The organism is Chryseoglobus sp. 28M-23 (genome assembly GCF_014789785.1).
GTDB lineage: Bacteria > Actinomycetota > Actinomycetes > Actinomycetales > Microbacteriaceae > Microcella > Microcella indica.
In genome coordinates this window covers 1,177,924-1,191,154 of record NZ_CP061846.1, presented here as the reverse complement: position 1 = coordinate 1,191,154, position 13,231 = coordinate 1,177,924, and the positions used below count along the sequence as shown (strand labels likewise).

Annotated in this window: 11 protein-coding genes; 5 read left to right on the top strand and 6 right to left on the bottom strand. The window is 69.5% G+C overall.

What is annotated here, in order from left to right:
* Positions 1-27 precede the first annotated feature (27 nt).
* On the top strand, positions 28-477 hold the full coding sequence (locus IE160_RS05780; RefSeq protein WP_431356478.1) for a DUF3093 domain-containing protein: 450 nt from the start codon (positions 28-30) through the stop codon (positions 475-477).
* Positions 478-504: 27 nt separating this feature from the next.
* Here IE160_RS05780 and IE160_RS05775 read toward each other — a convergent pair whose 3' ends face one another.
* The gene (locus tag IE160_RS05775; protein WP_152582930.1) at positions 505-792 is read right to left on the bottom strand and encodes a DUF4193 domain-containing protein; all 288 of its coding nucleotides are present in this window, start codon (positions 790-792) and stop codon (positions 505-507) included.
* A 205-nt stretch (positions 793-997) separates the two neighbouring features.
* Between IE160_RS05775 and sepH the strand changes: the two genes are divergently transcribed.
* Positions 998-2,065, top strand: a complete 1,068-nt coding sequence (gene sepH / locus IE160_RS05770) for a septation protein SepH (RefSeq protein ID WP_179873730.1) — start codon at positions 998-1,000, stop codon at positions 2,063-2,065.
* 31 nt (positions 2,066-2,096) lie between these two features.
* On the opposite strand, the gene IE160_RS05765 is transcribed toward sepH, so the two are convergent.
* Complete coding sequence (locus IE160_RS05765) at positions 2,097-3,227, bottom strand: alkaline phosphatase family protein (RefSeq protein WP_224744599.1); 1,131 nt, start codon at positions 3,225-3,227, stop codon at positions 2,097-2,099.
* Positions 3,228-3,239: 12 nt separating this feature from the next.
* Here IE160_RS05765 and IE160_RS05760 point away from each other — a divergent pair, with 12 nt between their 5' ends.
* Positions 3,240-5,705, top strand: coding sequence for a DNA gyrase/topoisomerase IV subunit A (locus IE160_RS05760; protein ID WP_179873728.1), 2,466 nt, complete (start codon positions 3,240-3,242; stop codon positions 5,703-5,705).
* 212 nt (positions 5,706-5,917) lie between these two features.
* On the opposite strand, the gene IE160_RS05755 is transcribed toward IE160_RS05760, so the two are convergent.
* Entirely contained in the window at positions 5,918-7,999 is a 2,082-nt protein-coding gene (locus tag IE160_RS05755) for a DNA gyrase/topoisomerase IV subunit B (protein WP_191151900.1), read from the bottom strand.
* Between the two features lie 285 nt (positions 8,000-8,284).
* Between IE160_RS05755 and IE160_RS05750 the strand changes: the two genes are divergently transcribed.
* Both IE160_RS05750 and IE160_RS05745 read left to right on the top strand, forming a co-directional pair.
* A complete protein-coding gene (locus tag IE160_RS05750; RefSeq protein WP_152582935.1) occupies positions 8,285-8,512 on the top strand; it encodes a DUF7455 domain-containing protein in 228 nt (75 codons plus the stop codon).
* Positions 8,513-9,535, top strand: a complete 1,023-nt coding sequence (locus IE160_RS05745) for a sugar-transfer associated ATP-grasp domain-containing protein (RefSeq protein WP_191151899.1) — start codon at positions 8,513-8,515, stop codon at positions 9,533-9,535.
* Between the two features lie 12 nt (positions 9,536-9,547).
* Here IE160_RS05745 and IE160_RS05740 read toward each other — a convergent pair whose 3' ends face one another.
* The 3 genes from IE160_RS05740 to IE160_RS05730 all read right to left on the bottom strand — a co-directional run bounded on the left by IE160_RS05740 (position 9,548) and on the right by IE160_RS05730 (position 13,190).
* Positions 9,548-10,258 carry a coenzyme F420-0:L-glutamate ligase gene (locus IE160_RS05740; protein ID WP_191151898.1) on the bottom strand — a complete coding sequence of 237 codons (711 nt, stop codon included), beginning with the start codon at positions 10,256-10,258 and terminating at the stop codon, positions 9,548-9,550.
* Positions 10,259-10,271: 13 nt separating this feature from the next.
* Complete coding sequence (locus IE160_RS05735) at positions 10,272-11,708, bottom strand: RNA polymerase sigma factor (RefSeq protein WP_191151897.1); 1,437 nt, start codon at positions 11,706-11,708, stop codon at positions 10,272-10,274.
* Between the two features lie 156 nt (positions 11,709-11,864).
* Complete coding sequence (locus tag IE160_RS05730) at positions 11,865-13,190, bottom strand: MFS transporter (protein ID WP_191151896.1); 1,326 nt, start codon at positions 13,188-13,190, stop codon at positions 11,865-11,867.
* Positions 13,191-13,231 lie beyond the last annotated feature (41 nt).

Sequence of the window (13,231 nt, the reverse complement as noted above, 5' to 3'; positions counted from 1 at the left end):
AGTGCATGGTCGAATAGGGGTATGCCCGTGTTTCGAGAGCGACTGCACCCCTCCCCCTGGCTCCACCTCGTGGCGCTGCTCGCCCTCCCCGCGAGCATGCTCGTCCTGGCACCCGTGAGTCTGCCCGCCGGGGTCGTCACGGGGGTCGTGCTGAGCGGCGGGCTCATCCTGCTCCTGTGGGCGCTCGCTCCCGTGATCGAGATCGCGGAGGGTGTGCTCACGGCAGGGCGTGCGCGCATTTCGCTGCGACTCCTCGGCTCGGTGGAGATCGCGCGCGGCGAGGAGGCGCGCCAGGCTCGCGGGCCCGGTCTGGATGCTCGCGCCTGGCTTCTGCTGCGGGGCGACGTCGACCCCGTCGTGCGCATCGAGATCGCCGATGCGGACGACCCGACGCCCTATTGGCTCATCTCGAGCCGCCGACCGGAGGATCTCGCCATCGCGATCAGCTCAGCGCCAGCGGCCGAGGGTCATTCTTGAGCTCGGACCGCGGGGCCGGGGATCAGCTCACGCGCACTCGCGGCAGATAGCGCCGAGCTTCTCCTGGTGATCGAGCTGCGAACGGTGCTTGACGAGGAAGCAGCTGACGCACGTGAACTCGTCAGCTTGAGGCGGCAGCACCACGACGTCGAGGTCGAGGTCGGCGAGGTCTTGGCCCGCGAGCTCGAAGCCAGGGTTATCGGCATCGTCGGCGTCGACGACACCCGACATCTTGTCGGGAACCCGCTCCTGCAAGGCCTGGATCGAGTCGGTCTCCTCGTCCGTCTTGCGGGGGGCGTCGTAGTCGGTTGCCATGCCATTCCACTTCTCGTCGGTGCTCGGGCGCCGCGTTCGGCGCGCACAGTTTGCAGGATGGTCGCCCGAAACGCAAACCGCATGCTCGGGGCCCCCGCGGCGCTGCTGTCACGCCAAACGCACGGCACGCCCGCTCTATTCCCCGACTGCGGGGCTCCAGCGTGCGATGCTGGGCGCACTCGCGGCACGAGGAAAGGGCCTGCGCATGGATGAACTCACGGTGGTCGGCGCCGAGGACGGCGCACTGATCGTGGTCTCCTCCGCGGGCGATCGCTTCCGCATTCCCATCACGGAGGGACTGCACGCGGCGCTGCGCCAGCACCGTCCCTCCGGTGCGCCGGCGCATCGTGTCGGGCCGAAGGACATCCAGGCGGCGATCCGCGCCGGGCAGTCCGCGACCGAGGTCGCCGCGGCGACCGGAGAGCCCCTCGAGTACATCGAGCGATTCGAAGGCCCCGTCCTGGCTGAGCGCGAGTACGTCATCGCCTCCGCGCGCGGAATCACCGTCGCGGTCGCCGCCGAGGGCGAGACCGGGGCGCTGCAGACGTTCGGCGCCGTGATCGACGAGCGCCTGGCCGAGCTCTCCGCAAGAGACGTGCGGTGGACGACGGCGAAGCGCGCGGGCCAGTGGACGCTCGCGGTGAGCTTCGTCGACGACGACGTCGCTCGTGAGGCGCAGTGGACCTTCGACCCGAAGAAGGGGTCGCTCGCGCCGGCCAACCACGAGGCGCAGTCTCTCTCGCAGCAGGGCGAAGCACCGGCGAGCGTCGTCCCGCGCCTGCGCGCGGTACCCGCCGAGGACCGCGCGACGAGCTCGCGGTTCGACAGTGGCGCCTTCGAGTTCGATGACGATCCGGACGCCGACGCTGCGCCGTCCCGCATCGGCGCGCCCAGCGCTCCTCACACCTCCGCGAAGAACGACTCCGACTCGCCGATGAACCAGACCGCCGACCTTCTCGAGGCACTGCGCAAGCGCAGAGGCGAGCGTGAGTCGGCGCACCCGCCGGACGAGGATCGCGAGTCCGCGCGCGCCGCACACCCCTCGACCGGGTCGATCAGGATCGTCGACATACCTCTCGACGATCCGCCCGAGGAGACTGCGCCGCCCGTCGAGACTTCCGTGTCGGGTCAGACCGAGTCCGCGGAGCACTCCGATGCGACCGACGACCCCGCACCCGAGGCGAGGAAGTCGGCAGGCCGCCGTGGCCGGGCGGCCATGCCCAGTTGGGACGAGATCGTCTTCGGCGCACGCCCGGACGACGATCCCGCCTGAGCCGTCCCGGCGCGAGCCTGCGGTCGCACCATCAGGTCGCAAACGCTCCCCAGCGTGCGAGAGGGATGCGCATCTCCTCGGGTGACAGCGAGCCGTGCTGGCCCACCATGGCGAGGGCGCGGGGGGTCGCCTGTCGCTCGTCGTAGTACGCGATGCGCGCGCGAGCAGCCACGAGGACATCGCCGATGCGCGGGAGCACCCGATCGTCGACAGGCCCGCCGAACCATCCGGCGGCAATCGCCTCGTCGCGTGACACGACCCAGGCGCGCCCGCTCTCCGCGTCGCGCCAGCGCTCGAGCACTCCGCCGAGCTCGCCCTCGGACTCCACGTGCAGCTGCAGGCACCGCGGCTCCCCCGCCACGTGGCGCACTCCCCGCCAGAGCTCGCTCGCAGCGGGCACGACGAGCCTCGCGTGGGCGGGCACATCGATCATCCCGTGGTCGGCCGTGAGCAGGGCGCCTGTGCCGCGAGGAAGCCGTGTCAGAGCATCCAGAGCCGCATCGAGCTGTTCGAGAGCCGAGAGCCACGCGGTCGACTCGGCACCGGAGGCGTGACCGGCCATGTCGAGCTCCGGGACGTACGTGTAGACGAGCGTGGGCTCAGCGCCGGCCAGCAGGTCGATCGTCGCCTCGACGCGCTCGGCGATCGTGGGCGCGATGACGAACCGCGCGCCGCGCAGTACGGCGTCGGTGAACGCGGTATCCCGGTAGCGGGAGGCGGCGACGACGACGGCGTCGATGCCGGCCGCCCTGGCCGACTCGAAGAGGGTGGTGTGCGGCTGCCACTGCACCGGGTCGAGATCGGACGGCCATTGGCCGAGTTGCTGCACGACTCCGTCACGCTGCGGATCGCGCACGGTGTAGCCGACCATGCCGTGCCGACCCGAGGCGAGGCCGGTCGTGAGCGAGGCCAACGCCGACGCGGTCGTCGTCGGGAAGCCCGCGTCGATGGCTCCCCCGCGGGGTGGGATGGCGGCCAGGAGGCGCCGGGCATGGCCCGCGCGCGCGCGGAGGGCAGACATCCCGAGGCCATCGGCGAGCAGCACCGCGGCAGAGCGCGCCGCGGGCAGGGCGAGCCGCGAAGGCTGTGCGGTGAGCGAGGCGAGAGCACCCGACAACACGTCGGCGAGTGACGCCGCATCGGAGCGAGGCGCCGGTAGCATGGGCGCCATCCTATGACTCCGCCATCCCCCACCCTTCCGAGCGGGATCGAGCCCCTCCCCGACGGCGAACGCATCGACGACATCGAGCTCGCCGACGAGATGCAGGGCTCGTTCCTGGAATACGCCTACAGCGTCATCTACTCGCGCGCGCTGCCCGACGCCCGCGACGGGCTCAAGCCCGTGCAGCGTCGCATCCTCTACCAGATGGCCGAGATGGGCCTGCGACCCGACCGGGGTCACGTGAAGTCGGCGCGCGTCGTCGGGGAGGTCATGGGCAAGCTGCACCCCCACGGCGACACCGCCATCTACGACGCCCTCGTGCGGCTCGCGCAGGACTTCACGATGCGCGTGCCCTTCGTCGACGGCCACGGCAACTTCGGCTCCCTCGACGACGGTCCCGCGGCCGCGCGCTACACCGAGGCGCGGCTGCGCGCGGAAGCCCTCGCGATGGTCGACAGCCTCGATGAGGACGTCGTGGACTTCGTGCCCAACTACGACAATCAGCTCACCCAGCCGGCCGTGCTGCCCGCCGCATTCCCCAATCTGCTCGTGAACGGCGCGAGCGGCATCGCCGTCGGCATGGCGACCAACATGGTGCCGCACAACCTCATCGAGGTCTCTGCCGCTGCCCACCACCTGCTCGACCACCCCGACGCGAGCCTCGACGACCTCATGGCCTTCGTTCCCGGGCCGGATCTGCCGACGGGGGGCACGATCCTCGGCCTCGACGGCGTGCGCGATGCCTATGCGACGGGGCGCGGCAGCTTCAAGACGCGTGCGAAGGTCTCGATCGAGCCGGTGACGGCACGCAAGACCGGCATCGTCGTCACCGAGCTGCCCTACCTCGTCGGGCCCGAAAAGGTCATCGAGAAGATCAAGGACGGCGTGCAGTCGAAGAAGCTCGCTGGCATCAGCGATGTCACCGACCTCACCGACCGGCGCAACGGCCTGCGGCTCGTGATCGGCATCAAGACGGGGTTCAGCCCCCAGGCCGTACTCGAGCAGCTCTACCGCTACACCCCGCTCGAAGACGGCTTCTCGATCAACGCCGTCGCCCTCGTCGACGGATCGCCGAAGACCCTCGGGCTCAAGGAGCTCCTGCAGGTCTACGTCGACCACCGCATCGAGGTCGTCACGCGGCGCAGCCGCTACCGTCTCGACCGGCGACGCGAGCGCCTGCACCTCGTGGAGGGCCTGCTCATCGCGATCCTCGACATCGACGAGGTCATCCAGGTCATCCGCTCCTCCGATGACGCCGACACCGCGCGCACGCGCCTCATGGAGGTGTTCGACCTCTCGCAGGTGCAGAGCGAGTACATCCTCGAGCTGCGGCTGCGGCGGCTCACCAAGTTCAGCCGCATCGAGCTCGAGGCCGAGCGCGATCAGCTGCGCGCCGAGATCGCCGAGCTCGAGGCACTGCTCGCTGACCCCGCTCGCGTGCGCGCCGTCGTCGGCGAGGAGCTCGATGCCACCGCCGAGCGCTTCGGCACGCCGCGCCGAACTCTCCTCACCGAGGCCGCGCCGTCGGTCGCCACCACGCGCGGTCGAGGCGCCTCGGCGGTCTCGCTCGAGATCGCCGACTCCCCGTGCCGAGTCCTGCTCTCGACGACCGGCCGTGCCGTGCGCGTCGACCTCGCCGAGGGCGTGACGGTGACCCGACCCACCCGCCGCAGCAAGCACGATGCCGTGCAGGTCTCACTCGACTCCACCACGCGCGGCGAGCTCGTCGCCCTCACGAGCCGCGGTCGCTTCGTGCGCTTCACGCCCGTCGACCTGCCGAGCGTGCCCCCGAACTCGGTTCAGCTCGCCGCGGGCGCCAAGCTGCGCGACTACGTCGGCCTGACCGACGCGAAGGAGCGCATCGTCGCGATCGCGGATCCCGCGAGCAGCACGCCGCTCGCGCTCGGCACCCGGGACGGCGTGGTCAAGCGCCTCGCGCCAGGGTCGCTGCCGAGCCGTCCCGAAGGCGAGGTGATCGGCCTCAAGGCGGGTGACGAACTCGTGGGCGCCGCGCCAGCCGACGACTCTGCGGAGCTCGTGTTCGTCAGCTCGGCAGCCCAGCTGCTGCACTTCAGCGCCGCGAGCGTGCGTCCGCAGGGCGCCGCCGCGGGCGGTATGACGGGCATGAAGCTCGGCGCAGGTGCGCGCGTCATCTTCTTCGGCGCGATCGACCCGGCCGGGGCGCAGGTCGTCACGATCAGTGGATCTACCCAGACGATCGCCGGCACCGACCCGGGTCGCGCGAAGGTGTCGGCCTTCGCCGAGTTCCCCGGCAAGGGCCGCGCGACGGGCGGCGTGCGCTGCCACGCCTTCCTCAAGGGCGAGGATGCCCTGCAGCTCGCCTGGGTGGGTTCCGACCCGCTCGCCGTCGGCTCCGACGGATCCCAGCGCGCACTGCCCGAGGGAGGCTCCCGCCGCGACGGCTCCGGCACCCCGCTCGACGCCGTCATCGGCTCGGTCGGTCGCCCGGTCGCCTAGCCCGCGCTGCTGCGATCCGCCGCTCGGCCCGCGCCGAGCATCCCGATCTCCACAATTCAGGAGTGGTGATCGCGGGATTCCCCTCAGGGGGTCGGCCCGGGCGTGTCGCGGGGCTTGCAGAGCGCGGTCTCCTGAATTGTGGAGGTACTTCCGCGGGGTCTCCGGGGCGGGCGGATGCTGGGCTCACGCCGAGCGCTCGGCCACGGTGCCCGTCAGACGTCGATGCGGTCTCGGTCGAGACCCTGCCCGGCGATGATGAAGTCCTTGCGCGGTGCCACCTCGTTGCCCATGAGCAGCTCGAACATGCGCGAGGCCGCCTCGGCATCGGTCACGCGCACCCGGCGCAGCGTGCGGTGCCGGCGGCTCATGGTCGTGTCCGCGAGCTGATCGGCGTCCATCTCACCGAGGCCCTTGTAGCGCTGGATCGGATCCTGGTAGCGCTTGCCGGCCTTCTTGAGTGCCGCGAGCACGCCGTCGAGCTCTTTCTCGCTGTACGTGTACACCGTCTCGTTGGGCTTCGACCCCGGGTTCATGACGACGACGCGGTGCAGCGGGGGCACGGCCGAGAAGACCCGCCCCTCGTCGATCATGGGCCGCATGTAGCGGAAGAAGAGCGTGAGCAGGAGAGTGCGGATGTGGGCGCCGTCGACGTCAGCGTCAGCCATGATGATGACTTTGCCGTAGCGCGCCGACGCGAGGTCGAAGGTGCGGCCCGATCCCGCGCCGATGACCTGGATGATCGACGCGCACTCCGCGTTGGAGAGCATGTCGCTCACCGAGGCCTTCTGCACGTTGAGGATCTTGCCTCGAATGGGCAGGAGAGCCTGGAACTCGCTGTCGCGCCCGAGCTTCGCCGTGCCGAGAGCGCTGTCGCCCTCGACGATGAACAGCTCGCTCTGCTCGACGTCGCTCGAGCGGCAGTCGACGAGCTTCGCCGGCAGCGAGGAGTTCTCGAGCGCGTTCTTGCGACGCTGCGTCTCCTTGTGCGCTCGAGCCGAGATGCGACTCTTCATTTCGGAGACGACCTTCTCGAGCACGAGGCCCGTCTGGGCCTTGTCGTCTCGCTTGCTCGAGCGGAAGCGCTCCGCGAGCGATTCGGTGATGACCTTCGCGACGATCGCGCGCGCAGCGGGAGTACCGAGCACCTCCTTCGTCTGACCCTCGAACTGCGGTTCGGGAATCCGGACGGTGAGGACGGCCGTGAGGCCCGCGAGGATGTCGTCCTTCTCGAGCTTGTCGTTGCCCGCTTTGAGTCGGCGCGCGTTCTTCTCGACCTCGGCCCGGAGGAACTTCAGCAGTCCCTGCTCGAAACCGAGCTGGTGGCTGCCGCCCTTGGGAGTCGCGATGATGTTGACGAAGCTGCGGAAGGTCGTGTCATAGCCGGTGCCCCAGCGCAGCGCGATGTCGACGACGCACTCACGCTCGAGCTCGGTCGGCGTCATGTGCCCCAGCGAGTCGAGCACGGGCACCGTCTCGCTGAACGTGCCGCTGCCGGTGATGCGCCACGTATCCGTGAGCGCAGCATCCGGAGCGAGGTAGTCGGCGTACTCGCTGATGCCTCCCGAGAAGTGGAAGGACTCGGTGACCGGCGCCTCCGGCCGCTCGTCGCGCACGGTGAGCGTGATGCCGGGCACGAGGAACGCCGTCTGCCGCACGCGCGACATGAGCTCATCCGTGAGGAAGTCGGCACCCTTCGTGAAGACCTGCGGGTCGGCCCAGTAGCGGATGCGCGTGCCGGTGACCGCCTTCGCCACCTTGCCCACGACGCGCAGCTCGCTGCCAGAGACGAAGGGGCTGAACGGGGCGTCGGGGCGCGGACCTTCCGGCCCGTCGTCGAACACGCCCGGCTCGCCGCGGTGGAACGACATCGCCCACGTCTTGCCGTCACGATCGACCTCGACGTCGAGCCGCTCCGAGAGCGCATTGACGACCGAGGCGCCCACCCCGTGCAGGCCACCGGATGCGGCGTACGATCCCCCGCCGAACTTGCCGCCGGCGTGCAGCTTGGTGAAGACGACCTCGACGCCGCTCAGCCCCGTGCGAGGCTCGATGTCGACGGGGATGCCGCGCGCTTTGTCGCGCACCTCGACGCTGCCGTCGGGGTGCAGCACGAGGTCGATCGTCGACCCGTGGCCGCCGAGCGCCTCGTCCACCGAGTTGTCGATGATCTCCCACAGGCAGTGCATGAGACCACGGGAGTCCGTCGAGCCGATGTACATGCCCGGGCGCTTGCGGACGGCTTCGAGACCCTCGAGCACGGAGAGATGACGAGCGGAGTAGTCGGAACTGGCCACGGAAAGCGCCTCGCGAGATCGTTGCTGGGAACACGGTCGGTCGAGCAGGACTGCCGCGACCGCCGTCAGCCTATTCCGCGCACCCTGAGCGGTCTCGTCGCCACACCGCTCAGGCTCGCGCGCGCCGCCGGGGTCTTCGCGTTCAGCGAAATGGGAGCGCATTGTCACGAGGTGCAGGCATGCGTGTGGTGCAATGGAGCATCGACCGACTCGACGATCGTCCGAACACCCGAGCGATCCGATGAGAAGCGACTCGACTTGATGAGGGAAGGCACGAGGCACACCATGACGCAGATCACCACCGAGAGCCCGAACCTCGCGTCGACCGCACCCCTGACGGGGCTCGACCGCTGCGACAGCTGCGGCGCGCAGGCGTACGTGCGCGTGACTCTGGCGACGGGTGAGCTGCTGTTCTGCGCTCACCACGCCTCGCGCTTCAAGGAGAAGCTCGTCGGCTCCGCCCTCGCCTGGCACGACGAGTCGAGCCGGCTGCACGACGAGAACGACGCCTGAGTGGCGGCATCCCTCGGGCTGGCGCGCCGTGCACGCTACCTGGCGGCAAGGGCGCGGGCGGTCCGATCGAGCAAGCTCGCGACTCTCTCGGAACAGCTCTCCCGCAGCACGGGGCGCGCTCGACCGCTCATCGCGCTCGACATGCTGTGGTGCGCGGTGCGGCACGAGGCTGCCTTCCAGGACTACTTCGACTGGGACTTCCACGCGCTGAACCGGCGCGAGCGGCGCACGTTCATGACGCACCCGAAGTCGAACCACCTCGCCCAGAAGCTCAACGCGGTCGAGCATCGACCGCAGTTCAGCGACAAGTCGCTCTTCAACGCCCGCTTCGCTGACTACATCGGCCGGGCGTGGCTCGATCTGCGAACGGCGAGCGATGACGCGCTCGGCGCGTTCCTCCGGTCTCACGACCGCGTCATGGCGAAGGTTCCCGACAGTCTGGGTGGCGACGGCGTGGAGTCCTTCGACACGGCCGTCGCCCTCTCGGACCCGGCCGAGTTCCGCCGTGCACGCCTCGAGCGCCGTCAGTTCCTCCTCGAGGAGTTCCTCACGCAGGACGCCGAGATGGCCCGGTTGTGCCCCACGAGCGTCAACACCCTGAGAATCGTCACCTTCCGCGACGGCGACGAGGTGCGCACGCTCGTGCGCGTGCTCAAGATGGGCAACGGCGGCGACATCGACAACTTCAGCGGCGGCGGCATGTACACGATCCTCGACGCCGACGGCGTCGCCCGGTACCCCGCCTTCGACGAGTTCGGCGGAGTCTTCAGCGTGCACCCCCTCACGGGAGCCTCGATCCTCGGCTTCCAGGTTCCCCAGTGGGATGCGGTCGGACGGCTCGCCGACTCCCTCGCTCGCGAGGTGCCGGAGATCCCCTACGTCGGCTGGGACATCGCGATCACACCGGAGGGCCCCGTCGTCGTGGAGGGCAACTACAACACCGGCGTGTTCCAGCTCAAGCCGACGGCGACGGGCGTGCGCACGGGCCTGCTGCCGGTGTACCGCGAGGCGATCGGCTTCTAGGCCGATCGGCTCCTAAGCACTGACGAAGCGGACGACGCCGAGTGGCGTGCTCTGGTGCCCCTGACCGAGCGGATTGTCGGCGAGGATGCTCACGAGGCGACGCTCCCCCGCCGCGTCGAGGGTCGACCCCAGAATGTTGCCGCCGAAGTCGTTGATGTCGACCACGGCGACATCTACGGGTGCGACGGTCGCCAGAGCCTCTTGGAGGTCGCGCGCGACCTGGCGAGGTCTCTCCGGTACGAGCACGACCTGCGTGTTGTAGGGAGGAATCGTGCCCGACGTGGGTCCGTCGATGCCGCGGGCCTTGGACCCCGCGATGCGGTAGAAGTCGCCCCGTCGTCCGAGGGCCTTCGTGACGGCGGCCACGCCGGCGGCGAACACGATGCGCGCCGTGCCGCACTCGCGCAGTGCCATTTCCATGGTCTCGGGTATCCCGAGGCCAATGCCGTGCGAGGTCTTCGTCACGCGCCGCGAAAGCCAGTGCGCGAGCGGGCGAGCCTCGATCGAGTCGACCGCGTAGGAACGACCCTGCGCGATGGCCACGATCTTCTCGGTCACGAAGAGAAGATCGCCAGGCTCGATCACCGGGCTCGCATAGCGCGTGACAACCTCGACGATGTCGTCGTCCGTCGTCACGACGTGCGTCTTGATCGGGATGCGCCGCACGCGCTGCCCGGCCACATCGACGTCGAGCGCCTTGCCCTCGTTGGGTTCGCCTGCCATGGAGTCGCGCTTCCTATTCGAGGTAGTCGCGCAGTGCCTGCGAGCGCGAGGGGTGGCGCAGCTTCGCCATGGTCTTGGACTCTATCTGGCGAATGCGCTCACGCGTCACGCCGAAGGTGTCCCCGATCTGGTCAAGCGTCTTCGGCATGCCGTCTCCGAGACCGAAGCGCATGCGGATGACCCCAGCCTCGCGCTCCGAGAGGGAGTCGAGGAGGCTCTCGAGCTGCTTCTGCAGCATCGTGAAGCCGACTGCGTCGGCCGGCACGACCGCCTCGGTGTCCTCGATGAGGTCACCGAACTCGCTGTCGCCGTCCTCACCGAGGGGCGTGTGCAGCGAGATCGGCTCGCGGCCGTACTTCTGCACCTCGATGACCTTCTCGGGGGTCATGTCGAGCTCCCGGCTCAGCTCCTCCGGGGTGGGCTCTCGACCGAGATCCTGCAGCATCTGGCGCTGCACCCTGGCGAGCTTGTTGATGACCTCGACCATGTGAACGGGGATGCGGATGGTGCGCGCCTGGTCGGCCATCGCGCGCGTGATCGCCTGGCGGATCCACCACGTCGCATAGGTCGAGAACTTGAAGCCCTTGGTGTAGTCGAACTTCTCGACGGCGCGGATGAGGCCCAGGTTGCCCTCTTGGATGAGGTCCAGGAACTGCATGCCGCGGCCGGTGTAGCGCTTGGCCAGGGAGACGACGAGGCGGAGGTTGGCGCCCAGCAGGTGGTTCTTGGCCCGCTGACCATCCCGGGCGACCCAGGCGAGGTCGCGCCCCGCCGCCGTGCGCTTCTCCTTCTCCGTCATGGAGGAGAGCTTCTCCTCGGCGAAGAGTCCGGCCTCGATGCGCATGGCGAGCTCGACCTCTTCCGCGGCGTTGAGGAGGGGAACCTTGCCGATCTGCTTGAGGTAGTCCTTGACGGGGTCCGCGGTCGCACCCGTGATGGTCGTCGAGTAGACCGGCACCTCGTCGTCCTCAGTGTTGCTGAGCACGATCGCGCCGGTCGGCAGCGGGCCCGCAGCGGCCTTGTCGCCGTCGTCGTCCGCGCCCTCCTCGGCATCGCCCGTATCGTCCGCGCTCTCGGGAGCGTCCGTGCTGTCTGCCACGGCAGCCGTCGAAGTCTCCTCCTCGTCGTCATCCGAGCCCGCCGAGGAGCCAGCCGCAGACGTGGCCTTCTTGGTACGCGAAGGCTTGGTGGTCGTCGCACCGGAGGCCTTCGAGGCGGCAGGCTTCTTGGTGGCCGTGGATGCGGTCTTCGCCGCGGGGTCCTTGGGCGCAGAGCTCTTCGTCGCAGCGGTCTTCGTCGCGGTGCTCGCGGGAGCGGCAGCCTTCTTCGCCGGCGCCTTCTTGGCAGGCGCCTTCGTGGCAGCAGCCTTCGTCGCAGTCGTGGTCTTCGCGTCGTCGGACGACGAGGCGGCCTTCTTCTTCGCGGGCGTGGTGGTTGTTCGGGTAGCCATGGGCCCCTTCTTTCCGCGTTCTCCGGGCAGTACAACGACCCATGTCAAGTCGCGAACTCCTCGAGAAGCTCAGGGCTTCTGGGATGCTTCGTCGACCGACTGGGTCGTGAGGACTTATTATTGCACGCGCCGGGGCCCGGCCCGACCATCGTGCACTCAGCCGCGCCTCCGGCCGCCACGCCGACGCCAGTTCACGACGAGCGCCGTCCACAGCGGCGCGACCGCGATGCCCTCCTCCTCGACGAGCCTCCGCCGCGTCCGACGCCGGGCGGCGATGAGACCGATGACCGCGAGGCCGATGATCGGGTACTGCACGGCGAACGCGACACGCCAGTTCTGCCAGGCGTACAGCTCCGCCGGCGTCGTCCCACCGCTCACGGCGTCGAGCGCGAGGCCCACGACGAGCACGAGCACGAGAGTCGTCACGAACCCACCGACGTTCACGAAGCCCGTGGCCGCGCCGTGACTGGCTGACGGGTTGAAGGTGCGCGCGAAGTCGAAGCCGATGAGCGACCCGGGTCCGCCCACGGCGAGGATCGTGAGGAAGACGATGACCGCGGGCAGAGGTGGCGGGTTCTCGGGCAGCAGCAGCGCAGCCCACGCGATCGCGGTCATCGCCACGATGCCGAGCACGATGCTCGACCGGCGCAGCGGGAATCGTGCGGAGAGCAACCCGATGACCGGCCCCGCGAGTGCCCCTGCCAGGACGATGAGTCCGAGAAGCCAGCCCGTCACCTCGCGACTGTACCCGAGCCCTACCGACAGGAACGGATAGCCCCACAGCAGCACGAACATGGTGGGCGAGGACTGCGTGACCGCGTGCGCCCAGAACCCCAGTCGTGTGCCAGGCCGGCGAAGCGCCTCCGCCAGCCGCGTGAACGCGATACGCACCGTGAGCGCGCGCTCATCGACGTGGCCGGACGGCGCGTCCCGGACAGCCACGGTCACGAGCAGGCCCGCAAGGAGCGAGAGCGAGGCCGCAGAGAGGAAGGCCGTGGTCCAGCCTGCCAGCCCGAGGAGACCCGCGAAGGGAACGGCTGAGAGCAGCTGGCCGGACTGCCCGAGGGTTCCCACCCACTGCTGCAGCTGAGGCAGTCGCCGCGGTGAGAACCACGCGCCCAGCAGCCGCAGTACTGACAGGAACGTCATCGCGTCGCCGGCCCCGACGAGTACACGGCCGACGACCGCGAGCCCCAGATCGCTCGCGAGACCCACCGCGGCCTGCCCGAGCGCCATAGACAGGGCGCCGGCGACGATGAGCACGCGGGGGCCGAAGCGATCGATGAGCACACCGACCGGAATCTGCAGAGATGCGTAGACGCCGAGCTGAAGGACGGCGAGGGTGGAGAGCGCGGTCGCGTCGATCGAGAACCGCGTCGTCGCGTCGACACCGACGACGCCGATCGAGGTGCGTTGGAGGATCGCGACGACGTAGGCGAGGCACGCGATGACGAGGACGACGATCGCGCGGCGGGAATCCACACCGACAGCCTAGAGTCGGCGGGTCACGCCACCGTGCGGAG